The 24174-nt window shown below is 73.2% G+C and carries 20 protein-coding genes; 7 read left to right on the forward strand and 13 right to left on the reverse strand.

Annotation, left to right across the window (positions count from 1 at the left end; translation table 11 throughout):
* The first annotated feature begins 84 nt into the window (after positions 1–84).
* Positions 85–1047 carry a UDP-glucose 4-epimerase GalE gene (gene galE, locus BUE43_RS11265; RefSeq protein WP_073481853.1) on the forward strand — a complete coding sequence of 321 codons (963 nt, stop codon included), beginning with the start codon at positions 85–87 and terminating at the stop codon, positions 1045–1047.
* A gap of 170 nt (positions 1048–1217) precedes the next feature.
* On the opposite strand, the gene BUE43_RS11270 is transcribed toward galE, so the two are convergent.
* The 3 genes from BUE43_RS11270 to BUE43_RS11280 form a co-directional block, all read right to left on the reverse strand.
* Complete coding sequence (locus BUE43_RS11270) at positions 1218–2270, reverse strand: DUF4192 domain-containing protein (RefSeq protein WP_073481855.1); 1053 nt, start codon at positions 2268–2270, stop codon at positions 1218–1220.
* Positions 2271–2502: 232 nt separating this feature from the next.
* Positions 2503–5859 carry a phosphodiester glycosidase family protein gene (locus BUE43_RS11275; RefSeq protein WP_073481857.1) on the reverse strand — a complete coding sequence of 1119 codons (3357 nt, stop codon included), beginning with the start codon at positions 5857–5859 and terminating at the stop codon, positions 2503–2505.
* 288 nt (positions 5860–6147) lie between these two features.
* Positions 6148–7992: a Xaa-Pro dipeptidyl-peptidase gene (locus BUE43_RS11280; RefSeq protein ID WP_073481860.1), complete on the reverse strand. Its 1845-nt coding sequence runs from the start codon at positions 7990–7992 to the stop codon at positions 6148–6150.
* 269 nt (positions 7993–8261) lie between these two features.
* Between BUE43_RS11280 and add the strand changes: the two genes are divergently transcribed.
* Both add and BUE43_RS11290 read left to right on the forward strand, forming a co-directional pair.
* Complete coding sequence (gene add, locus BUE43_RS11285) at positions 8262–9296, forward strand: adenosine deaminase (protein ID WP_073481862.1); 1035 nt, start codon at positions 8262–8264, stop codon at positions 9294–9296.
* A 164-nt stretch (positions 9297–9460) separates the two neighbouring features.
* Entirely contained in the window at positions 9461–10042 is a 582-nt protein-coding gene (locus tag BUE43_RS11290) for a DinB family protein (RefSeq protein ID WP_073481865.1), read from the forward strand.
* On the opposite strand, the gene BUE43_RS11295 is transcribed toward BUE43_RS11290, so the two are convergent.
* The 6 genes from BUE43_RS11295 to BUE43_RS11320 form a co-directional block, all read right to left on the reverse strand.
* Positions 10026–10676 carry a response regulator gene (locus BUE43_RS11295; protein WP_073482642.1) on the reverse strand — a complete coding sequence of 217 codons (651 nt, stop codon included), beginning with the start codon at positions 10674–10676 and terminating at the stop codon, positions 10026–10028. The two genes, BUE43_RS11290 and BUE43_RS11295, sit on opposite strands and share 17 nt — an antisense overlap.
* Positions 10673–11938: a sensor histidine kinase gene (locus BUE43_RS11300; RefSeq protein WP_234995660.1), complete on the reverse strand. Its 1266-nt coding sequence runs from the start codon at positions 11936–11938 to the stop codon at positions 10673–10675. The genes BUE43_RS11295 and BUE43_RS11300 overlap by 4 nt, the downstream gene beginning before the upstream one ends.
* 201 nt (positions 11939–12139) lie before the next feature.
* A complete protein-coding gene (locus BUE43_RS11305) occupies positions 12140–12922 on the reverse strand; it encodes an oxidoreductase (protein WP_073481867.1) in 783 nt (260 codons plus the stop codon).
* A gap of 85 nt (positions 12923–13007) precedes the next feature.
* A complete protein-coding gene (locus BUE43_RS11310) occupies positions 13008–13586 on the reverse strand; it encodes a TetR/AcrR family transcriptional regulator (protein WP_073481870.1) in 579 nt (192 codons plus the stop codon).
* 95 nt (positions 13587–13681) lie between these two features.
* Positions 13682–14443: an SDR family NAD(P)-dependent oxidoreductase gene (locus BUE43_RS11315; protein WP_073481873.1), complete on the reverse strand. Its 762-nt coding sequence runs from the start codon at positions 14441–14443 to the stop codon at positions 13682–13684.
* 162 nt (positions 14444–14605) lie between these two features.
* Positions 14606–15187, reverse strand: coding sequence for a TetR/AcrR family transcriptional regulator (locus BUE43_RS11320; RefSeq protein ID WP_073481876.1), 582 nt, complete (start codon positions 15185–15187; stop codon positions 14606–14608).
* 181 nt (positions 15188–15368) lie between these two features.
* Between BUE43_RS11320 and BUE43_RS11325 the strand changes: the two genes are divergently transcribed.
* A complete protein-coding gene (locus tag BUE43_RS11325; protein WP_073482646.1) occupies positions 15369–16460 on the forward strand; it encodes a methyltransferase in 1092 nt (363 codons plus the stop codon).
* 89 nt (positions 16461–16549) lie between these two features.
* Here the strand turns inward: BUE43_RS11325 and BUE43_RS11330 are convergent, their stop codons facing one another.
* Entirely contained in the window at positions 16550–17428 is an 879-nt protein-coding gene (locus BUE43_RS11330) for an arylamine N-acetyltransferase family protein (RefSeq protein WP_200797460.1), read from the reverse strand.
* 100 nt (positions 17429–17528) lie between these two features.
* On the opposite strand from BUE43_RS11330, the gene BUE43_RS11335 reads away from it, so the two are divergent.
* The gene (locus tag BUE43_RS11335; protein ID WP_073481880.1) at positions 17529–17972 is read left to right on the forward strand and encodes a MarR family winged helix-turn-helix transcriptional regulator; all 444 of its coding nucleotides are present in this window, start codon (positions 17529–17531) and stop codon (positions 17970–17972) included.
* Positions 17973–18058: 86 nt separating this feature from the next.
* Positions 18059–18796: a metallophosphoesterase gene (locus BUE43_RS11340; RefSeq protein WP_073481883.1), complete on the forward strand. Its 738-nt coding sequence runs from the start codon at positions 18059–18061 to the stop codon at positions 18794–18796.
* 20 nt (positions 18797–18816) lie between these two features.
* Here BUE43_RS11340 and BUE43_RS11345 read toward each other — a convergent pair whose 3' ends face one another.
* Positions 18817–19845 (reverse strand): outer membrane protein assembly factor BamB family protein, encoded by a 1029-nt coding sequence (locus BUE43_RS11345; RefSeq protein WP_073481886.1) that lies wholly within the window; start codon positions 19843–19845, stop codon positions 18817–18819.
* Positions 19846–19854: 9 nt separating this feature from the next.
* Positions 19855–20373 carry a hypothetical protein gene (locus tag BUE43_RS11350; protein ID WP_073481889.1) on the reverse strand — a complete coding sequence of 173 codons (519 nt, stop codon included), beginning with the start codon at positions 20371–20373 and terminating at the stop codon, positions 19855–19857.
* A 95-nt stretch (positions 20374–20468) separates the two neighbouring features.
* On the opposite strand from BUE43_RS11350, the gene BUE43_RS11355 reads away from it, so the two are divergent.
* Positions 20469–21068, forward strand: a complete 600-nt coding sequence (locus tag BUE43_RS11355) for a TetR/AcrR family transcriptional regulator (protein ID WP_073481891.1) — start codon at positions 20469–20471, stop codon at positions 21066–21068.
* Positions 21069–21266: 198 nt separating this feature from the next.
* On the opposite strand, the gene BUE43_RS11360 is transcribed toward BUE43_RS11355, so the two are convergent.
* Entirely contained in the window at positions 21267–24122 is a 2856-nt protein-coding gene (locus BUE43_RS11360; protein WP_073481895.1) for a vitamin B12-dependent ribonucleotide reductase, read from the reverse strand.
* Positions 24123–24174: the final 52 nt, after the last annotated feature.

The raw sequence follows: 24174 nt of genomic DNA on the forward strand, positions 1-24174 counted from the left end.
GGAACAATCCCGTCGGCCCACCGACGCGGTGGGGTCGACAGGGTCTCGACAGGGAACCAGGACAGGGGAAGGCGGGAATCGGGCGTGAAGCTGCTCGTGACGGGCGGGGCGGGCTACGTCGGCAGTGTGTGCGCGGCGCGGCTGCTGGAAGCCGGGCACGAGGTGGTCGTGCTGGACGACCTGTCCACCGGCCACGCCGACGCGGTGCCCGAGGGGTGCCGCTTCGTGCAGGGCGACGTCGGCGACGTGGCCGGGCCGCTGCTGGCGGAGGGCTTCGACGGCGTGCTGCACTTCGCCGCCAAGTCCCTGGTGGGCGAGTCCATGCAGGACCCCGCCAAGTACTGGCAGGGCAACGTGGTGACGTCGCTGCGGCTGCTCGACGCCATGCACGAGAACGGCGTGCACCGGCTGGTGTTCTCCTCGACGGCGGCGACCTACGGCGAGCCGGAGCAGTCGCCGGTCAGGGAGACCGCGCCGACCCGGCCGACGAACACCTACGGCGCCACCAAGCTGGCCATCGACCAGGCGATCACCTCCTACGCGGCGGCGCACGGCCTGGCCGCGACGAGTCTGCGGTACTTCAACGTGGCCGGCGCGTACGGCCGGTTCGGCGAGCGGCACACGGTGGAGACCCACCTGATCCCGATCGTCCTGCAGGTCGCGCTGGGCCAGCGCGAGCAGGTGCAGATCTACGGCGAGGACTGGCCGACCGAGGACGGCACCTGCGTGCGGGACTACATCCACGTGCTCGACCTGGCCGAGGCGCACCTGCTCGCGCTGGAGACCTCGGTGCCCGGCCGGCACCGGATCTACAACCTGGGCAACGGCACCGGCTTCTCGGTCCGGCAGGTGATCGAGACCTGCCGGGCGGTCACCGGCCACCCGGTGCCGGCCGCCGTCGCCCCGCGCCGGGCCGGGGACCCCGCGGTGCTGGTCGCCTCCAGCGAGCAGGTCCAGCAGGACCTCGGCTGGAAGCCGCAGCGCCCGGACCTGACCGACATCGTGCGCGACGCCTGGGAGTTCACCCGCGCCCGACAGGGCGCCTGAGCGCCGCGCGGACGTCCGGCACGTCGCGGGCCTTCTCGTCCCCCGGGGCGGGAGAGGCCCGCGACGCGTGTCGGCCTCCGGCCGAAGCGCTCACGGACTTCGGGACCGGGCACGACGTCGGGCTGGTCGCACGCTGGTGAGCAGTGGTTCTCCGCTGCGGCGCGGTGAAGTCACCACGAGTCGTCCTCCTCGATCAGGGTTCGGGCGTCGGTCGCGGCGTCCGCGGCCAGGACGGCGACCCTGGCCGGCGGCACGCCGATCTGCAGCGCCGTCCGCAGCAGCGTGGCGACCCGGTGGCCGGGGCACGCCTCCTCGGCGACCTCGACCGCGATCCCGGCCAACGCGCCGTCCCCGCGCACGTACGAGGAGATCGCGAGCAGGCTCGCCGGCTCGGCCCGTTCCGGCGGTGGGGTCGCCCTGACCAGCCCGAGCCAGAGCCGTTCGGCGGCCAGGCCCTCGTCGCCGGCGCCCCAGGACAGGCAGGCGTCGCGGACCCTCGGGTCGGACAGGGCCACGGCCAGGCGCACCACGGTCTCGTCGTCGAGCGCCAGCCGCCCGTCGGCGAACGCGCGCACGGCCTGGCGCACGGTCGTGAGGTCCCGGCGCGACGCCGCCGAGCCCGAGAGCGCCCGGTCCTGTTCGGCCCGCTCGCCGGCGGCCGTGAGCAGCGCCGAGCGCCGGGCCATCGTCTCGGCGTCCTCGGGGACGAGCTGGGCGGCGAGCTCCTCCCTCGTGCCGAAGGTGACCCAGCCGGCCACCGCCGCAGCGGCCGCGGTCGCGGTGGTGGCCGGGTCGGGCACCGTGCCGGCGCAGGCCGGCTCGTGGTAGCAGCACCACGGCGCGCCCGCGTTGATCTCCGGGGTCCACAGGGAGTGCAGGACGGGCACGCCGCCGCCGTCGAGGACCCGGTCGACCACCGCGACCAGTTCCCGACCCGGCAGGTGGACCGGCGGGTCGGCGCTGCCACCCCCGACGACGAGGAGGAACACCGCCCGGGTGCGGTGGCTGAGCAGGGGCTGGAGCAGTTGCTCCGCGAGGTCGCGGTGGTGCTCGGCGGGGACGAGGTCGGTACGCAGGCAGACGCCGAGGCGTTTCGGCTCGTCCCCGCCGATCGTGACCAGCACGAGTGATTCCTCGGGGTGGAACCCGAGCAGGTGGGGCACGGCGGCGACGAGTTCGCCGGGGTCGCGGAGCTGGATGCGGGAGTGCGGCGGCGTGGTCATGGCACGACGATCGCGGTCCTCGCCGGCGGGGCCAAGCCGGCGGCGTCGGGCCTGTGGACAACTCGGGAGCGCCGGCCGGATCGCGGTAGCCCGGTCAGGCGATGTGGACAACTGGCCCGCTTCCGGGGCCGCGAACCGCGTTCCTGTCCGCCCCCGCTGCTACAGTGCCGCGCCCCGTGCCGCGCCCCGTGCGGTGCCGCCGGCCGTCAGCGCACCCCGCCAGCCAGCCCCGTCAGCGCACCTCGACCGGAGCCGTGGCCCGCGCGCCGTTCACCTCGACGGTGAGCTCGGCCCTGCCGTGGCGCAGGGCCACCAGCCGGCCGGTCGCCGGGTCGAACGCGGCGACGTGGCGGGGCGTGGCCCCGGTGGCCGGGCCGACGTGCAGCTCGGGTGACCCGGACCAGCGCGCGGCCACCGGGTAGGCGACCGGCACCCGCCGCCCGCCCTGCGTCACCACCGCCCGCGCGTGGCCGCCCTCCCCGACCGCCATGCGACCGGGCGCGGTCAGCTCCAGCCGGTCGACGTGCGGGCGCTGCTCGACCCGGACGCCGTCCGCCGGGTCGACGCGCAGCAGCGACCAGCCGGTGAACCCGCCGTCCTCGGGAGCCGCCGCCGGCGCCTTCCCGGAGTTGCCGTTGATCAGGTGCGGGACGCCGTCGACGCGGCTGGCGTGGAAGAGCCCGGCGTGCGCCGCGACCAGCGCCGTCGGCTTCCCCGTCGCGGCCCGGAACTCCGCCAGCCACCGGGTGAGCAGCTCCCCCTCCTTCGGGTCGCTCAGCTCCGAGGAGTCCGCCGGCCCGGGGTCGTCGACCGGGTGGTGCATGGCCACGACGAGCCCCCGCACGCCCGGGTCCGTGCGCGCGCGGTCCAGGGCGTCCCGGAGCATGCGGACCTGGTCGAACCCGCCCGCGCGGAGGGAGCCGAGCGAGGAGTCCAGCAGCACCAGCCGGGTGCCGCGCAGGTCGACGACCCGGTGCGTGTCGCCGAACTTCGCGCGGAACTCCGAGGTGTCGCCGGGGCCGTAGGTCTCGTGGTTGCCGGGCAGGTAGTGCCACGGCACCCGGTCGCCCAGTTCCTCGTCGATCACCCGCCTGGCCAGGGCGAAGTCGGCGGCGGTGCCCCGGTCCACCAGGTCCCCGTTGATCAGCACGACGTCCGGCCGGGCGGCGAGCGCCTCCCGGAAGGTGCGGCGGGCCTGGGCCACGAGCGGGCCGTCGGGGGCGTCCGCGGTGAACTGGGCGTCGCTGACCACGGCGACCCGCAGCGCCTCCGGCCGGGGCGGCAGGTCGCCGTTGGTGACGACCGCGGCGTCGCGGGGCGCGGGGTCGGTCGGGACGTCCAGCGGCGGCGCCGTGTGGGCCGTCAGGTCGTCCAGGACGATCCGGCCCTCGTACTGCCGGTTCCGGTCGGTCTCGACGACGTAGACGCGCTGGAGCCGCGGAGCGCCGGCGAGCCCGGTGGGGACGGGGGCGTCGACGTACCGCCAGCCCGTCCAGTCGACGGCGCGCGCGAGGTCGACGGTGGCGGTGGTGCCGGTGGCGTCGACCAGGGTCGTCCGGAGCCAGGCCCCGCGCCCGTCGCCGTTCACCCACACCCCGATCCGCTGGGTTCCGGCCGGGAGGGCCAGCGCGGGTTCGGCGTTGACGTAGGCGGCCCTGGTCGCCGTGGTTCCGGTCAGCCGGTAGTCGAGGGCGAGCCCGCCGCCGTCCCGTCCGTCCGCAGTGGACAGTCGGGCGCCGACGACCGACGGGTAGACGCTGGCCCGCCACTCCGCGAGTTTGTCCATTGTGGACACAACCTGTCGCCGGGTGCCCACGGTGACGCCGAACCGCGTGACCAGACCGCCGACCCTGGCCGTCACCACCGTCGCGCCGGACTCCGCCGCCGCGTCCACGACGAAGCCGTCGCGGTCCGGGCTGATCCGCACCACCTTCTGGTCGTAGTCGAGTTCGACGTCGGCGGGCTCGACCCAGGTGCCGAACCCGTCCGCGTCGTGCCCGAGCACGCGGAACCGGCCCCGCGCCCCCGGCCCGGACAGCGCCACGCGCCCGGTGTCGACACCGATCCTGGCCGGCGGCCCCAACACCGTCAGCTCGGCGCGCCCCTCGGTGCGGCCCCGCCCCGCCACGACCGCCGACCGGCCGGGCTTACCGGCGCGGAACACCGCGGTCTCGTGGTGGGGCTCCACCGTCGACGTCGCGGGGACGACCCGCCAGCGCGGCTCCGTCACCACCGGCCCGCCGACCTCGTCGTGGCCGTGCGCCACCATCCGACGCGTCAGGCCGGCGAGCACCCGCTCGGAGTCCGGGCCGGGCACGGCCGGCGCCACCCGGAACCCAGCGAGGCGCCCGCTGCCGCTCGCGGTGATCCCCAACCCGTTCGGGACCGGCCGTTCCCCTCCGTCCGACGGCGCGTTGTGGACGGTCACCGCGCTGTCGCCCGGCTGCCGCGCCAACAGGGTGGACGAGCCGCCGCCGTCGAGGTTCAACGCGGTCGCCGCACCGAGGGACCGCATCAGGCGGGCCAGCTCCAGCAGGGTCATCCCCCGGCTGTCCGCCTGCCGCCCGTCGACGGTCACCATCGTCATCCGCCGGCCGTCCGCCGAGAAGCCCACGGCGGTTCGGGGGTGCATCGCGGTGTCGTCCAGCCGCTGCACCACCCCGTCGCGCAGGAGGACCTGTCTGCCGCCCACGGCCACGTCGGTCGCCGCGTCGGTCCGGGGCTGGTACCGCACCCGCACGCGGTCGCCCTCCCGGACGGCCGCCAGCGCCTCGGCTCCGGCGTCCCGCGCGAGGACCAGCGTTCGCCCGGCGGCGACCGGCCCCTCCGCCGGCCGCCGGCGCACCGCGACCACCACGTCGTCCTGGAGTTCGAGCTCCACTGTGGACTGCGCGTCGCCCACGCTGGTCCGCCGGGACGCGCTCCCCCACAGCGCCGTGTAGAGGCCGACGCCGTTCTCCGCCACCACCGGAGAGTTGAGGTTGGTCGCGGTCACCTCACGACCGTCGGGCAGGGTGATCGCGCCCTGGAGGAACACCTCGGCCAGCCGGCCGAGCCGCTTGTGGTCGTCCACCGCGACAACCGCGTTGTGTCCCTGCGCGGGCCCGTGCACCATGCGGCCGTCCGCGACGCCGACGCCCAACGGCGCGCCGGTCGCGTTGATGTCGAAGAAGTCGCCGTTCACCCCGGCGATCGCGCCCGACGCCGCCGCCTGCTCCGACAGCGGGGCCCGCGCGGAGACCGCGGCCGGGCCGAGGTAGCGGGCGTGCAGCGCGGGCTGACCCAGGTCGACGGCCAGCGCGTCGCCGCGCACCCAGCCCCGGGGCGCGAACTGGTCGAACTGGGTGAGGGTGAGCCCGGGCGCGACGGCCGACTCGGTGCGGCCGGTCTCGATGCCGTCCTGGGCGACCGCGGCGGCCCGGAGCCGGGTCGGCGCGCTGAGCACCGACGCGCGCTCGCCGGAGGACCCCTCAGGGGCGTCCTCGACCGGACGGGGCCCCAGCGGCGCGTCGGCGGCCCGCGCCGGCGCGGCGACCAGCGCCGACGCCGTGAGGGCGGTGAGCAGGAGTGTGGCGAGCCGGCCCGACATCAGCGCCTCCCCGAGACGAGGTCGACCTCCCGAAAACGGCTGACCCGATCAGACCGCCTCCGGGTGACGACTGACCAGCCGGGAAGGTGAACGGCACCCGAACGGTCCCGCGCCAGCACGCGTCGCGCCCCGACCGAACGACCGGACCCGAACAACCGCGCTCGAACAACCGGGCTCGAACAACCGGGCCCGGACAACGAGACCCGGGCACGACCGCGCCCGCGTCGCGGGGAAGGGGCGACGCGGGCGCGGTGGCCTGTCCGGGAACAGGCGGGGATCAGGCGGGGATCAGCCGACGGAGCGGAACAGCTTCCAGGGCCCGCCGACGACCGGCAGCACCAGGCGCGTGCTGGAGACGTCCACGGTCACGCCCGCGCCCGGCTTCGGCCGCAGCGTGAAGTCGTGGTCGCTGGACAGCACGACCAGGCCGAGCCGGTGGCCGGCCTTCAGCACGTAGTCGTCGGGCTGCATCTCGACCCCGACGCGGTACCACTGGCCGGGGCGGATCGGCTGCGTGTGACCGGCGTCGTGCCGGTTCTGCGGGTCGGCCCAGCCCCGCGTGATCACGTGGGTCGAGCCGTCCGGCGCGCGGTCCACGAGCAGGGCGGTGACGTTGGCCGCCGGCCGGTCGAAGGACAACCGGGCGTCGACCTTGGTGGTGCCGCTGACCCGCAGGTCGGCCCTGGCCGGCTCGGAGAGGTAGGCCAGCCGGTGGTCCGAGTTCGCCGCCGAGGCCAGGTCCTCGGCGCGCTTCGTGGCGTCGTCGGTGAGCTTCTCGGAGACCGGAGCGCCGGGGTGCCGGCCGTACGGGCTCAGCCCACCGGTGCCGGAGCCGCCCGGACGCAGGCGCAGCTCGGCGTCGAAGGTGCCGGGGGCGGGCCACTCGGGCTCGTTGACCCAGGACTTGTCCTCGCGCTGGAGGGTGGCCTTCGGCTCGGACTCCACGCCGTTGTGCTGGCCGTGCAGGTACCGGGTGAACCACCGGTTCACGGTGCGCAGCCACTCCTCCCGCCGCAGGCTCAGCGGGTCGACGTGGCCGGACTGGTGCAGCCAGATCTTGTGCGGGACGCCGTGCCGCTTCAGCGCGTCGTACCACTGGGCGACCTGCTTGGTCTTGACGTTCCAGTCGTTGAGGCCGTGCACGGCGAGCACCGCGGCGCGCACGCGACCGACGTCGTTGAGGTAGTTCCGCTCGTCCCAGAACTGGTTGTAGTCGCCGGTGATCCGGTCCTGCTCCTTGGCGAGCTTCTCGATCACCGGCTTGCAGACCGCGCGGTCGGAGCGGGTGTGCACGTACTCCGCGAGCACGTCGGCGTCCTCGCCCTGGTACCCGCCCGGCGCGACCACGGCGCCGTCGGCGCGGTAGTAGTCGTACCAGCTGGAGATCGCGCCGATCGGCACGATGGCCTCCAGGCCCCGGACACCGGTGGTGGCCACGGCGTTGGGCAGGGTGCCGTTGTACGACACGCCCATCATGCCGGTCTTGCCGGTGGTCCAGCCGGCGCGCACCTGCTCGCCCTTGGCGTTCCTGGCGCTGGCGCGGCCGTTGAGCCAGTCGACGACCGACTTCGCGCCGATGGTCTCGTTGCGGCCACCGGTCGTCGGGCAGCCGGTGGACTTGCCGGTGCCCAGCGACTCGCCGTAGACGACGGCGTAGCCGCGGGAGACGAAGAACTGCTCGTACTGCCAACCGATCGGCAGCGCGTTCGGCCCGGCGCTGCCCAGTGCGGCGGCGACGCGCTCGTCGCCGCGCGTGTCGTGCGACTGGCCGCTCCGCCCGCCCGGTCGACCGGGGCGCTCCGGCACGTGCAGCTCGACGTCGACGTTGTGGTTGGCGACCTTGTTGCCACCGGAGAAGTAGGGGCTGGCCTGGTACACGACCGGCACCCGCACACCCTGGTCGGTGGCGCGCGGCCGCACGACCTCCAGGTGGACCTCGTCGTCCTTGCCGTCGCCGTCGCTGTCGACGGGGGCCCGCACCCACACGTCCTCCCGGACCACGTCGGCCGGGTCGTAGACGGGCTGCGCCTGGCCGTCGGCGAAGACCGGACCCGGCGGCGCGGCGGACGCGATCCCCCCGGTCAACGGCAACGCCACCAAGGCGGCGAGCAGTGCGGCTCGTGCGGATCTCATGTTTACCCCCGGGATCTCCGGTCGAACGGCTCCTGGCACCCTCACCGCGCGCGCACGCCAATGTCAATCCCTCTTTCGTCGTCCACAGTGGACACCAAAGTCGGTTGACACCGCCCCGGCCGCGTCCGCGAGACTGCCGACGTGGACCCGTATCTGGCCGGACTTCTTCCGCTGCCGCTGTACGGCGAGGACCACTGCCGGGGGGACCTGGCCTGGTGAGACGCCCCGTCGTCGCCACGCCCCCGCCTCCCTCCCGGAAAGGACCCGTCATGCCCACCGACGTCCCGTCGTTCGTCGACGCGCTGCCCAAGGTCGAGCTCCACGTCCACCTCGTGGGATCGGCCTCCGTCGACACCGTCCTCACCCTCGCCCGCCGGCACGCGGACGGCCCGCCCCGCGCCCTCGCCGTGCCGACCGACCCCGAGCGCCTGCGGGCGTTCTACGAGTTCACCGACTTCGCGCACTTCATCGAGGTGATCCTCGCCGTCGGCGAGCTGGTCACCACCGGCGAGGACGTGACCACGCTGGTCGTCGGGCTGGCGCGGGACCTGGCCAGCCGGCGGGTGCGCTACTCCGAGGTCACCGTCACCCCGGTCAACCACCTGCTGGCCGGCGTCGACCAGGACGAGCTGGCCGAGGCGCTGGCGGTCGGCCGCCGCCGCGCCGCCGAGGAGCACGGCGTGGAGCTGGCCTGGATCTTCGACATCCCGGGCGAGAAGGGCCCGAAGGCCGGGCTGGACACCGTCGACTGGGTCCTGCGGCACCGGCCCGAGGGCACCGTCGGCTTCGGCCTCGGCGGCCCGGAGGACGGCTTCCCGCGCGAGCTGTTCCGGGAGGCGTTCGACCGGGCCAGGGCGGCCGGGCTGCGCAGCCTGCCGCACGCCGGGGAGACGACCGGGCCGGAGACCGTGTGGTCGGCGCTGCGGGACCTGGGCGCGGAGCGGATCGGGCACGGCATCAACGCGGTGGACGACCCGCGCCTGCTCGACCACCTCGCCGAGCACGGCATCCCGCTGGAGGTCTGCCCGACGTCGAACGTGCGCACCAGGGCGGTGCGGTCGCTGGCCGAGCACCCGCTGCCCCGGCTGCTGGCCGCCGGCGTGCCGGTCACCCTGGCCACCGACGACCCCGGCATGTTCGACACCGACCTGAACCGCGAGTACCTGCTGTGCCACACCGAGTTCGGGATGTCCCCCGCCGAGCTGGCGGAGCTGTCCCGGGCCGGGGTGCGGGCCGCGTTCTGCGACGAGGCCACGCGGACCCGGCTGCTGACCGAGATCGACGAGGTCGCCGCGGGGGCCTGACCTGCGGACGGCGTGGTCGCCCCGGGGCCGGTTCCCTGGGCGACCACGCCGACTCCGCCGGCCGGCCGCCGCGCGCCCGTCCTGGCGGCCGCCTGTCGTGGCGACCACGCCGACTCGTCCGTACGCTCGCCCCGGTACGCGTTGGCCCTCCTCGGGAGGTCCCGATGTCCGACAGCGGCGTGGACTGGCGCTTCGAGCTCGTCAGCCAGCTCGACTGGTACTGGATGAACCAGTTCCGGCCCCGGCTGGCCGGCCTCACCGACGACGAGTACCGGTGGGAGCCCGTTCCCGGCTGCTGGACGGTGCGCCCGGCGGCCGACGGCCGGCCCGTCCCGGACTGGGAGTGGCCAGCGCCGGAGCCGCCCCCGGTGACCACGATCGCCTGGCGGGTGGCGCACATCGGCGGCCCGGTGCTCGGGTTCCGGGCGAGCCAGCACTTCGGCGACGGCTCGCTCACCCTCGACACCGTCGAGTGGCCGGCCACCGCCGCGGCCGGGCTCGACTTCCTGGACCGGCAGTACGCCGCGTGGCGGTCCGGGCTGGAGGCGCTCGACGTGGCCGAGCTCGCCCGCCCGTGCGGGCCCGCCGAGGGACCGTACGCCGAGCTCCCGCTCGCCGCGCTGGTGCTGCACGTCAACCGGGAGGTGCACCACCACGGAGGGGAGGTCGCGCTGCTCCGCGACCTCTACCGCGCCAGCGGCGCGGGCAGCCGCTGGACGCCGCCGGGGTTCACCGGGGAGCGATGAACCCCGACTCGTAGGCGGTGATCACGGCCTGCACCCGGTCGCGGGCCCTGAGCTTGCCCAGCACGTTGCTGACGTGGGTCTTCACCGTCTGCACGCTGACGAACAGCTCGCCGGCGATCTCGGCGTTCGACAGGCCCCGCGCCATCAGCCGCAGCACCTCGGCCTCCCGCTCGGTGAGCTGGGCGCGCCGCAACCCGTCCGCGGCCTCCCGGCTGCGGCTGCGCTCGGCGAGCCCGCGGATGGCCGTCGGGAACAGCAGCGAGTCGCCCTGCACGACCACCCGCACCGCCTGCACGATCTCGGCCGGCCGCGCCCGCTTGAGCAGGAAACCGCTCGCGCCGGCACGCAGGGCCTCGTAGACGTAGTCGTCGTTCTCGAACGTGGTGACGACCAGGATCTTCGGCGGCTCGTCCAGGGTGTCCAGGAGGTGCCGGGTGGCCTGGATGCCGTCCACAGCGGGCATCCGCACGTCCATGAGCACCACGTCCGGGCGGAGCCGCCGCACCAGCGGCCCCACCTCGGCGCCGTCGGCGGCCTCGCCCACCACGCTCAGGTCCGGCTCGGCGTCGATGATCGCCCGCAGGCCGGTCCGCACGAGGTCCTCGTCGTCGACGAGCAGCACCCGGACGCTCATCGCGCGGCCCGCAGCGGGAGCCGGACCGCGACGCGCCACCGGTCGTCCTCCTGGCCCGCGCTCGCCGCGCCGCGCAGGATCGCGACCCGTTCGTTGATCCCCTTCAGGCCGCGGCCCCCGCCGTGGCGGGTGCGCCTGCGGGGCGCGGCGTCGATGGGATTGGTCATCTCCAGCTCCAGCTCGTCGACGTTGACCGCGAGGCGCACGGTCACCGGGACCTTCCCGGCGTGGCGCAGCGCGTTGGTGAGGCCCTCCTGCACGATCCGGTACGCCTCCCGCGAGACCACGAGCGGGATCCGGTGCACGTCCCCGTCCAGCCTGGCGTCCACCGTCACCCCGGTGGACCGGGTCTTGGCGAGCAGCCGGTCGAGGTCGGCGAGGGTGGGCTGCGGTTTGGTGGAGCTCGCGCCGTCCCGCAACAGGCCCAGCACGTGGTCGAGGTCCTCCAGCGCGCTGCGGCCGGTCTCCTCGATGGCCAGCAACGCGTTGCGGACGAACTCCGGGTCGGCCTCCAGCACGCGCTGCGCCGCACTGGCCTGGAGCGTCGTGATCGTCAGGGCGTGGCCCACCGAGTCGTGCAGCTCGCGCGCCAACCGGTTCCGCTCGGCGAGCTGGTCGGCCTGCTCCGCCAGCTCGGCCAGCCGCTCGGCCGCCGAGGGCCCCAGGAACGCCGGCGCGCACCGGCCGAGCAGCGCGCCGGTCGCCGCGCCCAGGTAGAAGGTGCCGACGATGACGGCGAGGCCGACCAGGGGCACCCAGGCCGCGGCGAGCGTGCCGTTGGTGGGGAACCGGACGCAGCCGAGTTCCATGCCGCCGGAGAGGAAGAAGGGCCCGACGAGCAGCGTGACGCCGATCGGCAGGGCCATCAGCAGGAGCAGCGTCAGCAGCGCGCCGACGGCCATGTGCAGGACGAACCACGCCGCCGCGCGCCACCGCGCGCTCCACGAGAGGGGCGCGCCGACGTGCGGGGGCACCCCCGCGTCGAGCAGCGCGCGGGCGGCGGCGGCCTCCAGCACGCGGACGCCGGGGATGAACGCCGGCATCCAGGAGATCGCGACCGCGAGGACGGTGAGCACCAGGCCCACCGGCCGGCCGCCGTCGGCCAGCTCCACGGTCATCAGTCGCAGCAACATCGCGTACAGCGCGATGTAGGGGATCACGAAGACGCCGCCGAGCAGCAGGAACACCCAGCGGCCGTAGGTGGACCTGCTCAGGAACGGACGCACCAGCGGGCGCGTCCATGCCGCGACGACTCCGGACACCGGCAGAGTCTGACAGACCCCCGGTCGGGTGACCTCCCCCACGCGCGGGAGCCCCACGATCCCCCGCGAGAGGGAGGCGGATCGGGCGTGAGCGGGACCTGTCGGGTGGCCCGGGCGGGAAGGCTGGGTGGGCCGTTGGGGACGGCGACGGGGCGGCGGGGAGCCGACTGGGGGTGGCTCCCCGCCCGCGACGCCGGCCAGTCACACGGTCTTGATCACGCCGCCGTCGACCCGGTAGTCGACCCCGGTGATGTTGGCGGCGTGCGGCGAGGCCAGGAAGGCCACCAGCGCGGCGATCTCCTCGGGCTCGGCGAGCCGGCCCGTGGTGATGCCCATGGTCTCCGGCAGCCCGGCGAGGAACTCCGCGTGGTCCAGGCCGGCCGCGCTGGCCAGGTCGCCGGCGAAGCCCTCGGGGTCCCGCCAGTTCTGGGTCAGGGTCGGCCCCGGCGAGACCGTGTTCACCCGGACGCCCCTGGGCCCGAACTCCTCGGCCAGCGCCTTGCCCAGGTTGGTGAGGGCGGCCTTGGCCGCGCCGTAGTCGACCGGCGGGTGCGCGAAGCGCGCGCCGATCGAGGAGATGTTGACGATCGCCCCCCGGCGCTCGACGAGGCTGGGCAGCGCGGCCCTGGTCACGCGCACCGCGCTGAGCAGGTTGAGGTCGAGCGTGCGCTGCCACGCGGCGTCGTCGATGGCGAGGAAGCCGTCGGTGTGGGTGGCGTTCTCCGCACCGCCGGCGTTGTTCACGAGCAGGTCAATGCCGCCGAGCTGGTCCAGCGCGTACGCGGCCAGCCGGTCGCCGGCGTCGGGCGCGGTGAGGTCGACCGGGAACGCGGCCACGTCGAGCGCGGCCAGTTCGGGGGTGACGGTGCGGGAGGCGCCGACCACGCGCATGCCCTCGGCGCGGAGCAGGCGGGCGATGGCCAGGCCGATCCCCTTGCTGGCTCCGGTGACGACGGCGGTGCGGCCGGACAGGCGAAGGTCCACGACGGACTCCTTTTTGACCTGTAGTTACAAAACAACGGTGGACGAAACCCCGCGACGCGCCCGGCGTCGCGAGGAGAAAGGGGGGTCAGAGCAGGTCGAGCGTGGCGTCGACGACGCGGCGCAGCTGGTCGGGGTGCTCGGCGGTCTTGGTGAGCACCCGCATCCCGTTGATGGCGCTCAGCAGGAACCCGGCCAGGGCGCCGGCGTCCCGACCGGGGGCGATCTCCCCGGAGCGCTGCCCCTCCTCGACCAGCGCGCGCAGCGTCCGCTCCAGGCGGTCGAACATCCGCCGCACCAGCCGCGTGGCCTCCTCGTCGCGCCCCGCGAGCTCCATCGCGGTGTTCACGGCGAGACAGCCTCGGCGGTCCGGGTCGGCGAAGTCCTCCTCGATGATCGTCTCCAGCGCGAGGCGCAGCCGCCGCCGCACCGGACCGGGACGGTCGAGCAGCTCGATCATGCGCACGGACTCCTGGTCGTGGTAGCGCCGCAGGACGCGGTGGAACAGCTGGTTCTTGCCCTGGAAGGCGTTGTAGAGGCTGCCCCGCCCGATCCCCAGCGCGTCGACCAGGTCCTGCGGGGACGTGCCGGCGTAGCCCTGACGCCAGAACACCTCCATCGCCTGGTCGACGGCGACGTCGGGATCGAACTTCCTGGGACGACCCATGACCGCACCCTACGCAGTTTTGTAACTGTAGGTCAATTACTACGGCGGCGGGGCGGGAGCGTCCCCCGCTCCCGCCCCGCCCGCCCGCCCGCCGGCTACAGGCTCGCGCCGCCGTCCACGACGACGTCGTGCCCCACCAGGAAGCTCGACTCCGGCGAGGCCAGCCACCGCACGGTCGCGGCGATCTCCTCCGTGGTGGCCACCCGCCCGGCCGGGACGGCCTCGCGCATGCGCGCGGCGCGGTCCTCCTCGGTCTCCCCCGGCTTCATCGACATCGACGTGTCCACCGCGCCCAGGCTGACCGCGTTGATCCGCACGCCCTCGCCGATGTACTCCAGCGCCGCGGTCTTCGTCATGACGACCACACCGGCCTTCGAGACCCCGTACGCACCCATGTTCTGCCGGGCCATGTGCGGGCCGAGGTTCGAGGCGACGTTGACGATGGCGCCGCCGCCGTTGGCCCGCATGTGCGCGATCTCGTGCTTCATGGACAACCAGGCGCCGGTGAGGTTGGTGGCCAGCACGGCGTTCCACTCCGCCTCGGCCAGCTCGCCCAGCGGGGCGGGGGTGCCGAGCACCCCCGCGTTGTTCACCGCCACGTGCAGGCCGCCGTGCCGGGCGACGGCCGTCTCCACCATGCGCGCCACGTCGGCCTCGTTCGTCACGTCCACGGTGACGTACGAGCCGGTCGCGCCCTCGGCCTCGACGAGCTCGACGGTCCGGGCCAGCGGCTCGGCGCTCCGCCCGGCGACGACGACGGTCGCTCCGGCGCGGCCGAACGACACCGCGATGTGCCGACCGATGCCCGAACCGGCGCCGGTGACCAGGACGACCTTGCCGGCGAACGACGTGCTCATGACTTCCTCCTGTGCTGACCGCGTGGGCCCTGTTGTTCGTGGACGCCGCACGGCACGCGACGTCCGAGGCGGCCAGAGCACGCCTCATTCAAGACTGATCGTTCTTATTTGTGGGCACACCACGCCCACTGACGCGGGGCGAACCCCGCCGACCGGGACCGGCTACCGCAGCAACCGGAAGGCCTGGGTGGTCGCGTCCCGCAGCCGCTCGGCCGAGGACGCGCCCCTCGCGAGGACGCGGATACCCTGGAGCAGGGTCAACAGCAGCCGGGCGAGCGCGCGCGGCTCGCTGTCCGCCGCCAGCTCCCCCTGTGCCCTGGCCCGGACCAGAGCCGTGGTCATGGCCACCTCCAGCGTGTCCCAGCTGGACGCGACCCTGCGCGCCACCAGCGCGTCCACCGGCGACCGCTCGACCGCCGCGTTGACGACGAGGCACCCCCGGCACCGCTCGTCCGCGACGGACTCGGCGACGTACCGCTCGACCAGCGCGCGCACCGCGGGCAGGGCGGGACCCGGCTGGGACAACGACTCGACCACCGCCGCGTCCTTCGCCCCCATGTACCGGTCGATCGCCTTCAGGTACAGGTCGTGCTTGCTCCCGAAGGTGGCGTAGATGCTGGCCTTGGCGACCCCGAGGCGCTCCACGAGGTCCGCCATCGAGGTCGCCTCGTAGCCGCGCTCCCAGAACAGCTCCAGCGCCGCCTCCAGGGCGACGTCCGGGTCGAACTCCTTGCTCCGTGGCACATGATCACCCTAGCCGATTCGAGACCGATCGGTCAAGAACGGAGCCCCCACACCGACGAGACCCCGACGACAGCCACCCGAGCCGACCGGAACGGGAGAACCGACGGAAACCGGACCGCGTCACGACCCGCGTCGTTACAGTCCCGTGCACAGGGACTCGCCGAACTCCCGGGAGACCAAGGTGACCGGACCCAGCTCCGAGCAGGCGACCCGACAGGTGCTCCTCCCGATCGTCTACGGCTTCGCGCTCTCCCAGATCGCCGGAACCGCGGTCCGGCTGGGGGTCTTCGAGGCGCTCGGCGACTCCGCGCTGCCGGTCGAGGAGCTGGCCGCGGCCACCGGCGCCCAACCCGACCCGTTGGCCCGACTGCTGCGCGCCGGCGTCGGGGCCGGTCTTCTCGCGTTCCGGGACGACGGCCGCGTCGTGTCGACCCCGCTCGGCCGAATGCTCCGCTCCGACTCGGGCTGGCCGCTCCACCGCTTCCTCACGCTGTACGGCGATCCCGCCGTGTGGCGCGCCTGGGGAGCGCTGGAGGACGCCGTGCGCACCGGGAAGCCCGCGTTCGACCTCGTCCACGGCACGCCCCTGTTCGACCACCTGCCGACGGACGACCGGCTGGCCGCGCGGTTCCACGCCGCGATGGCGGCGGGGACGGCGATGCAGAACCCGGTGATCGCGCGGAGCTACGACTTCGGCCGCTTCGAGCAGATCGTCGACGTCGGCGGCGGGAACGGCACGCTGCTGGCCACGGTCCTGGCGGCGCACCCCGAACAACGCGGCACGCTCTTCGACAGCACGGCCGCCCTGCGGAACGCGCCGAGCGTGCTCAGCGAGTTCGGTGTCGCCGACCGCTGCTCACTGGTGGCCGGCGACTTCTTCGCATCCGTGCCCGAAGGCGGCGACGCGTACCTGTTGAAGAACGTCCTGCACGACTGGAACGACCAGGAGTGCGTGGTGATCCTGCGCAACTGCCGGAACGCGATGAGCCCGGGCGGTCGGGTGCTCGTGCTCTCCGCACTCCTCCCGGAGCAACGGCAGGCCCCAGCTCCATCCACTGTGGACCCCTTATCTCCAGAGGACACAGTGGACAGTCCTGAAGGTGCGCTTTTCGTGTTGCTGCAAGACATCGAGATGATGGTCATGACAACCGGGCGCGAGCGGACGGTGAGCGACTACGCACGCCTCCTCGGCGACGCCGACCTCGTCCTCGGCGAGGTGATCCCGTTGTCCACGTCGAGCAGGTACCACCTGGTCGAGGCGCTGCCGGCCTGAGCCGAACCGCCGACCCGACCTGACAGCCGAAACCCGCCGCCCCGAAGGAGAACCACCCTGGGGCGGCCCTCTCGGGGCGGCGCGCGAACTCAGGACTTCTGCGCTTTCTCCCTGGCGTAGCGAAGAACCGCCTCCCGCTCCTCGACGTCGAGCACGATCCCGAGCTCGTCGGTGAGCAGCGCGGGCAGTTCGTCCAGGGTCACCGCGGCGGTCTCGCGAGCACCGTCCGCGAAGGTGGTCGTCAGGGTGTCGCCGTCCAGCGCCCGTTGCCGCCGCTCGTCATACCGCTGCACGACGATCCGCGTGACGAACGGCGACCGGGGACTGGTGGAGACGAAGTGGTTCCGCACGCCGAAGTCCGCGTGGTACTGCCGGTCGAGCCCGAAGCTGTAGAGGTCGAGCCAGCCGTCCGGGGTCAGTGAGCGCAGCACCCACTCGTCGGAGTCCTCGCGGTCGAGCCGGATGGTCCACCCGCCCTGGCGCGCCTCCGCCCCGTCGCGCAGCTCGATCGGCTCCAGCAGGCCCCCGCCCCCGAAGCCGACGTCGGCCAGCCACGAGTGCCCGTCGATCTCGATCCGCAGCAGCGCGTGGGTGGCCGGGCGGATCTTCCGACTGCCCATGAGGACCCGGGCGGCGAGCCCGCGCACCGGGTACCCGAGCCGTTCCAGCACCGCCGCGAACAGGGTGTTCTGCTCGTAGCAGTAGCCACCCCTGCGGCGTCGGACCAGTTTGTCCTGCACGCTCTCCAGGTCGACGAGGACCGGGCGGCCGAGGATGACGTCCAGGTTCTCGAACGGGATCGCCGCGATGTGGGCGCGGTGCAGTCGCCGCAGCGTCTCCAGCGTCGGCTCCTGGGGGCCGTCGTCGCCGAGGCGGTCCAGGTACGCCGGCAGGTCGAGCCGGTCCCCGCCCCACGACCGGCCGTCGGGCTCCGCGTCCCGACGTCCGGCTCGCTCGTCCATGCTCATCGCCGTCGCTCACTCCCCGCTATCGTCAGCCGCGCAGTGATCAGGTCGCGAAACACGTTAGGCGGCTAACGATCAGGTCGTCAAGGGGAGGGGCGCCACCGTGCGGGAGTGGGAGATCAGCGAGTGGGCCGACGACTTCCAGCCCGTGTTCTGGGCCGCCAAACGGGCCCTCACCCAGGCGGCGGAGGCCGCGTTCGCCGGCCACGGCGTGCGGGAGGGCCAGCAGTTCGTGCTGCTGTGCCTGTGGCGGGAGGACGGCCTGCCGCCAGGGGAGATCGCCCGCCGCCTCGGCCTGGCCACCCCCACCGTGACCAGGACGACCAGCCGGATGGAGGCGGCCGGGCTGGTCGCCCGCCGCCCGCACCCCACCGACGCCCGACTGGTGCTGATCCACCTCACCGAACGGGGGTGGGCGCTGCGCGAGACGCTGAACGCGGAGGCCAGGAAGCTCTCCGAACGCGCGTTGCACGGGCTCGACGCCGACGAGCGACGGGAGTTCGTCCGGATGCTCGACGTGCTGCGCCGCAACCTCGCCGAGGGCTAGCGCCGGTGGCGGTCGGCGGCCTCCCACCCTGGCGAGTTCCCTCGTCGGAGTGACATCCTCCTCGGTGACCAGGACGGAGGCACAGCATGATCGTGGTGGCACACGTGAGCGACATCCACCTCGACGGCGGGGAGCGGAGCGCGGAACGCGCCGAGCGGGTGTTCGCCTACCTCGACGCCCTCCCCCGCCCGGTGGACGCGGTGCTGGTCACCGGGGACATCGCCGACCACGGTCTCGCCGCCGAGTACGAGCGGGCCAGCAAGATCCTCCCCACCTCGGCCCCGGTGTTCACCTGCCCCGGCAACCACGACGTGCGCTCCGCCTACCGCCAGGACCTCCTCGACCAGCCGGTCGGCGACGAGCCGGTGAACCAGGTCCACCGGGCGGGCGGCGCGGTCTTCGCGCTCTGCGACTCCACCATCCCCACCCGCGACGACGGCGTCCTCACCGACCAGACGCTCTCCTGGCTCGACGAGGTCCTCACCGAAGCGGCCGACGAGCCGGTGTTCGTCTGCTTCCACCACCCGCCCGTCCGGTTGCACAGCCCGTTCATCGACGAGATCCGGCAGTACGGCGAGGACCAGCTCGCCGCCGTCCTCGCCCGCCACCCCCAGGTCGTCGCCGTCCTCTGCGGACACGCGCACACCGCCGCCGCGTCGACGTTCGCCGGCCGACCGCTCCTGGTGGCGCCCGGCGTGGTCTCCACGCTCCGCCTCCCGTGGGAGTCGGGCAGGACCCTGGACCACAACCTCCCGCCGGCGCTGGCCTTCCACGTCCTCGACGACGACCGCCGCTTGACGACCCACTACCGCGTCATCCCCTGACCACAGCCAGAGCCTCCGCCCTACTCAGCACCCGGCCACGTCGCCTCCGCCTCCGCGACCAGGCCCGCCGGCAGAGTGGTGGCGAGCAGCGTGCCCTTGGTCACCAGGAGCTGGCGGGTGGGCGAGAGCGACCGAAGGGCGCGGAACCGCCGCGTCACCGGAAGGCGCTCCACGACCCGTCCCTCGGCGTCCAGGTGGTGCAGAACGCCGGAACTGCCGGCGACGAGGAATCCGGCCCCGGTCGGGACCACCTGATCGACCAGGGTCTTCCGGAGATCAATCCGTCCCAGCACCCGGCCGTCCGTCGGATCGCCCACCGTGTAGCCGCCGCGCGGCTCCCTGAGCCACAACCGGCCACCGGCGTGTTCCGGCGCCACAGCGAGGAGATCGTGCCCGGCCCGAAGGAACTCCCGCCCCTGCTCGACCGAGGACCTGATCTCCGCGACAACACGGTCGCCGCACCGCACCAGAAAGCGATCCGGGTCGATTCCCAGGAAGGCCGCGTCGTCATGGTGATGCGCGAGAGGCTCCGGCAACGCCCAGGAGAAGAGCTCGCGGCCGTGGTTCCGGTCGATCAGGCGCACGGTGGTGTCACCAGGCTGGCCGATCAGGAAACCGTCTCCTGCGGCCGAGGGCTGGACCGTGTGAACCCGACGGCCCGTTTCCCACCGCGACCGGCCGGATTCCAGGTCCAGCGCGCGAAGTGGGGTGTACCCGCGCCAGCCACCCACGAGCACCACGTCGGCCGCCACCGCGAGATGCCCGGTGAGACAGGGGACGTCGGCACTCCAGACGCACTCCCCGGTCGCGAGGTCCAGACAGAGCACCTGGTTGGTGTTCTGGGGAATCACCAGGCAGCGCTGCCCGGCGATGACGACCTCCCGCGGCCACGTGCCGACGGCCGCGTCCCACCGCACCGACCCGTCCACCGGATCAAGGCTGACGAGCCTGGTGCTCCGCTCGTGAACGACGAGGTGCCCCGGAGCCAGCGCGAGCCCGGCGGTCGAGCCGCGCTGGTGGAGCGGCCGCTCCCAGCTCACGTGGATCACGGGGGAAGTTCAGCAGCCGCTCTCGTGCGGGGCCAACGAACTGTCGGAGCGCGCGGCGCGGGAGAGCACGTAACGCAGGATCAGTTGGTGGAGCGGGATGAGCGCCGGCCAGAGGACTCGGCTGGCGCGAGTGTCGAGTTGGACGAAGGTGGCCAGCACGACCGAGGTCGGGAGCGCGCGCAGCACGAGGTTGGCCCGCAGCCCGATCGTCCACTCGACCTCAAGGCGGACGTGGTCGGGCTCGTTCTCGCCGATCCGCCACCCCATCACGTGCGCCGGGGACGGGTACGGGCCGAGTCGCGCGCCGAACAGCGACCACCCGAACCGGAGGAACGCCCGGAGGGGCGCCGGCGCGTCGTCGAGGACCGCCCGGACCCACCGCTCGGCGCCGTCCCGCGCGGACGTGTCCACGGGGACGGCGAAGGCGTCCTGGTAGTCGACCCGCTCCACGGCAGCGTGCGACCGGACCACGTCGGGCACCGCGACCTTCCGCGCCCGCCGCCGCCCCGCCAGCCCGGCACCAGTCATCGTGCCGCCCCCCTTCCACCGTCCAGCCCTACTGGACACGTGTCTCACAGGAAGGTACGACCGCTAAGAGACACACGTCAACTAGTGTTCGCGGCATGGGACCACGCCGGCGACTCACCCCGGAACAGCGCCGTGGCGAGCTGCTCGACGTCGGGGCGGAGATGTTCGCGACCCGCCCCTACGACGACGTGCTGATGGAGGAGGTCGCCGAGCGCGCCGGCGTGTCCCGCGCCAACCTGTACCGCTACTTCGCGAGCAAGCGCGACCTGTTCGCCGCGATCTACCGCCGCGCGGCGGACGACCTGCTGGCGGCGACGCGGATCGACTCGGCCGGCTCGCTGGTCGACCAGGTGTCGGCCGGCCTGGACGCCCACATCGACTACTTCGTGGCGAACCGGCGGACCGTGCTGTCCGCGAACCGGGAACTGGCGGGCGACCCGGCGATCCAGGCCATCATCGCCGACGAGCTGACCCAGCTCCGCCGACGCGTCCTCGACGCCTCCGACCCCGACGGCCTCCAGCGCGAGGTCATGTCGGCCACGCTGCACGCGTGGCTGGTGTTCGTGCGCGCGATCTGCGTCGAGTGGCTGGCGCACGAGACCTTCTCCCGCGCCCAGCTCCGCGACATCTGCGTGGGCGCACTGCTCGGCGCCCTGAACCCGGCCACCACGCCGGAACAGTCCGCAAAGGACTAACCATTTTTCCTTGCCCTGCAAGGACAACACACCCCAGCCACAGTCTGGGGCTTTCGACTCCGATCCCGCCACCAGAAGCCCGCGCCGACCGCGCCGCAGAAATCCTTGCCCTGAAACAGAAACACGAGGTGGGGCCAGTCGACGACTGGCCCCACCTCGTGTCATCCGTCATCCGCTACCGCGGACCCCGAACCGGGGTCAGCTGCAGCCGGAGGTCGAGCCGCAGCCCTCGCAGACGTAGCAGGAGCCGGCGGGGCGCATCTTCGTGCCGCAGGTCAGGCACAGCGGGGCGTCCGCCGCCTTGCCGGCGTGCAGCTCGATCAGCTCGGTCGAGCTGCCCACCTTGCGCTCCCGGTCGGCGCCGTTGGGCACCGGCGGCTGCGGGCTGGCGTCCACCGTCGCCCGCAGGCCCTCGATGTCCACCTCGTCGCCACCGCCGGACGCGGTCGGCGTCTCCCCCGCCACCTGGGCCGCGCGCTCGTCGGCCGTGAAGACGCCGAGCTGCGACCGCTTCTCGTACGGCAGGTAGTCCAGCGCCAGCCGGCGGAACAGGTAGTCCAGCACGCTGGTGGCGAACCGGACGTCCGGGTCGTCGGTCATGCCCGCCGGCTCGAAGCGCAGGTTCATGAACTTCGAGACGTAGAACTCCAGCGGGATGCCGTACTGCAGGCCCACCGAGATGGACATGGAGAAGGCGTCCATCACGCCGGCCAGCGTCGAGCCCTGCTTGCCCAGCTTGACGAAGATCTCGCCGAGGCCGTCGTCCGGGTAGGAGCCGGCGTGCAGGTAGCCCTCCGCGCCGCCCACGGTGAACGACACGGTCTGGCTCGGCCGCTTCTTCGGCAGGCGCTTGCGCACCGGCCGGTACTCGACCACCGGCGCGTCCTTCTCCGCCTTGGCCGGGGCGGACTTGGCCGCCGACAGCGGCTGGCCCACCTTGCAGTTGTCGCGGTAGATCGCCAGCGCCTTCAGGCCGAGCTTCCAGCCCTCGAAGTAGATCTCCTCGACCTCCTCGACGGTGGCCGTCTCCGGCATGTTCACCGTCTTGGAGATCGCGCCGGAGATGAACGGCTGCACCGCGGCCATCATCCGCACGTGGCCCATCGGCGCGATGGAGCGCTCGCCCATGGCGCAGTCGAACACCTCGTAGTGCTCGGTGCGCAGGCCCGGCGCGTCCACCACGTGGCCGTGCTCGGAGATGAACTCGACGATCGCCTCGATCTGCTCGTCGACGTAGCCCAGCGCCTTCAGCGCCCTCGGCACGGTCTGGTTGACGATCTGCATCGAGCCGCCGCCGACCAGCTTCTTGAACTTCACCAGCGCCAGGTCGGGCTCGATGCCGGTGGTGTCGCAGTCCATCATCAGGCCGATGGTGCCGGTGGGGGCGAGCACGCTGGCCTGCGCGTTGCGCCAGCCGTTGCGGGCGCCGATCTCCAGGCCCTCCTGCCACGCCTTCGTCGCCAGCGCCTGCACGGCGGCGTCGTTGCGGTGGTAGGTGCGCACCAGGTCGTTGGCGGCGGCGTGCTTGCGCATGACGCGGCGGTGCGCGTCGGCGTTGCGGGCGTAGCCCTCGTACGGGCCGACCACGCCGGCCAGCTCGGCCGAGCGCTTGTAGGCGGTGCCGGTCATCAGCGAGGAGATCGCCGCGGCCAGCGCCCGACCGCCGTCGGAGTCGTAGGCGTGGCCGGTCGCCATCAGCAGGGCGCCCAGGTTGGCGTAGCCGATGCCGAGCTGGCGGAACTTCCGGGTGGTCTCGCCGATCGACGGGGTCGGGAAGTCCGCGAAGCAGATCGAGATGTCCATCGCGGTGATGATCAGCTCGACGGCCTTCGCGAAGGTCTCGCCGTCGAACGTGCCGTCCTCGCGGAGGAACTTCAGCAGGTTCAGCGAGGCCAGGTTGCAGCTGGAGTTGTCCAGGTGCATGTACTCGCTGCACGGGTTCGACGCGGTGATCCGGCCCGACTCCGGGCAGGTGTGCCAGTCGTTGATCGTGTCGTCGTACTGGATGCCGGGGTCGGCGCACTCCCACGCCGCCTTGGCGATCTTGCGGAACAGGCCCTTGGCGTCGACCTTCTGCACCGCCTCGCCGGTGGTGCGGGCGCGCAGCGCGAACTCGCCGCCGCCCTCCACCGAGCGCATGAACTCGTCCGAGACGCGGACCGAGTTGTTGGCGTTCTGGTACTGGACGCTGGTGATGTCCGAGCCGCCCAGGTCCATGTCGAAGCCGGCGTCCCGCAGGACGCGGATCTTCTCCTCCTCGCGGGCCTTGGTCTCGACGAACTCCTCCACGTCGGGGTGGTCGACGTCGAGGATGACCATCTTGGCCGCGCGCCGGGTGGCGCCACCGGACTTGATCGTGCCGGCGGAGGCGTCGGCGCCGCGCATGAACGACACCGGGCCGGAGGCGTTGCCGCCGGAGGACAGCAGCTCCTTCGAGGAGCGGATGCGGGACAGGTTCACCCCGGCCCCGGAGCCGCCCTTGAAGATCAGGCCCTCCTCCTTGTACCAGTCGAGGATCGACTCCATCGTGTCGTCCACCGACAGGATGAAGCAGGCGCTGACCTGCTGCGGCGAGGCGGTGCCGACGTTGAACCACACCGGCGAGTTGAAGCTGAACACCTGGTGCAGCAGCATCCAGGTCAGCTCGTGCTCGAAGATCTGGGCGTCGGCGTCCCCGGCGAAGTAGCCGTGCTCCACGCCGGCCGCGGTGTAGGTCCGCACCACGCGGTCGATGAGCTGCCGCAGGCTGCTCTCCCGCTGCGGGGTGCCCACGGCGCCGCGGAAGTACTTGCTGGTCACGATGTTGACCGCGTTCACCGACCAGAAGTCGGGGAACTCGACGCCACGCTGCTCGAAGTTCACCGAGCCGTCGCGCCAGTTGGTCATCACGACGTCACGGCGCTCCCAGGTGACCTCGTCGTACGGGTGGACACCCTCGGTCGTGTAGACCCGCCGCACGCGCAGTCCCTGACGCTTGCCGCCCCGGCGCTTGCCGTTCGGCGACGCCGTTGACTCCCCCGCGCCGGCTGCCGGGGTCCCGACGGTCTCCGTCATGACCTGTCTCTCTCCCTCTGCTGCTGCTCGCTCGACCGGCATCGGCCCCGTC

Origin of the sequence: Streptoalloteichus hindustanus, from assembly GCF_900129375.1 — a bacterium.
GTDB classification, from domain to species: domain Bacteria; phylum Actinomycetota; class Actinomycetes; order Mycobacteriales; family Pseudonocardiaceae; genus Streptoalloteichus; species Streptoalloteichus hindustanus.

Bases quoted from the DNA above. Each gene is read 5' to 3' on its own strand.
- BUE43_RS11310 (WP_073481870.1), bottom strand. From the start codon at position 13,586: ATGGGTCGTCCCAGGAAGTTCGATCCCGACGTCGCCGTCGACCAGGCG.
- BUE43_RS11340 (WP_073481883.1), top strand. From the start codon at position 18,059: ATGATCGTGGTGGCACACGTGAGCGACATCCACCTCGACGGCGGGGAG.
- BUE43_RS11330 (WP_200797460.1), bottom strand. From the start codon at position 17,428: ATGAGCATGGACGAGCGAGCCGGACGTCGGGACGCGGAGCCCGACGGC.
- BUE43_RS11350 (WP_073481889.1), bottom strand. From the start codon at position 20,373: ATGACTGGTGCCGGGCTGGCGGGGCGGCGGCGGGCGCGGAAGGTCGCG.
- BUE43_RS11315 (WP_073481873.1), bottom strand. From the start codon at position 14,443: ATGAGCACGTCGTTCGCCGGCAAGGTCGTCCTGGTCACCGGCGCCGGT.
- BUE43_RS11290 (WP_073481865.1), top strand. From the start codon at position 9,461: ATGTCCGACAGCGGCGTGGACTGGCGCTTCGAGCTCGTCAGCCAGCTC.
- BUE43_RS11270 (WP_073481855.1), bottom strand. From the start codon at position 2,270: ATGACCACGCCGCCGCACTCCCGCATCCAGCTCCGCGACCCCGGCGAA.
- BUE43_RS11275 (WP_073481857.1), bottom strand. From the start codon at position 5,859: ATGTCGGGCCGGCTCGCCACACTCCTGCTCACCGCCCTCACGGCGTCG.
- BUE43_RS11360 (WP_073481895.1), bottom strand. From the start codon at position 24,122: ATGACGGAGACCGTCGGGACCCCGGCAGCCGGCGCGGGGGAGTCAACG.
- add (WP_073481862.1), top strand. From the start codon at position 8,262: ATGCCCACCGACGTCCCGTCGTTCGTCGACGCGCTGCCCAAGGTCGAG.
- BUE43_RS11295 (WP_073482642.1), bottom strand. From the start codon at position 10,676: ATGAGCGTCCGGGTGCTGCTCGTCGACGACGAGGACCTCGTGCGGACC.
- BUE43_RS11280 (WP_073481860.1), bottom strand. From the start codon at position 7,992: ATGAGATCCGCACGAGCCGCACTGCTCGCCGCCTTGGTGGCGTTGCCG.
- BUE43_RS11355 (WP_073481891.1), top strand. From the start codon at position 20,469: ATGGGACCACGCCGGCGACTCACCCCGGAACAGCGCCGTGGCGAGCTG.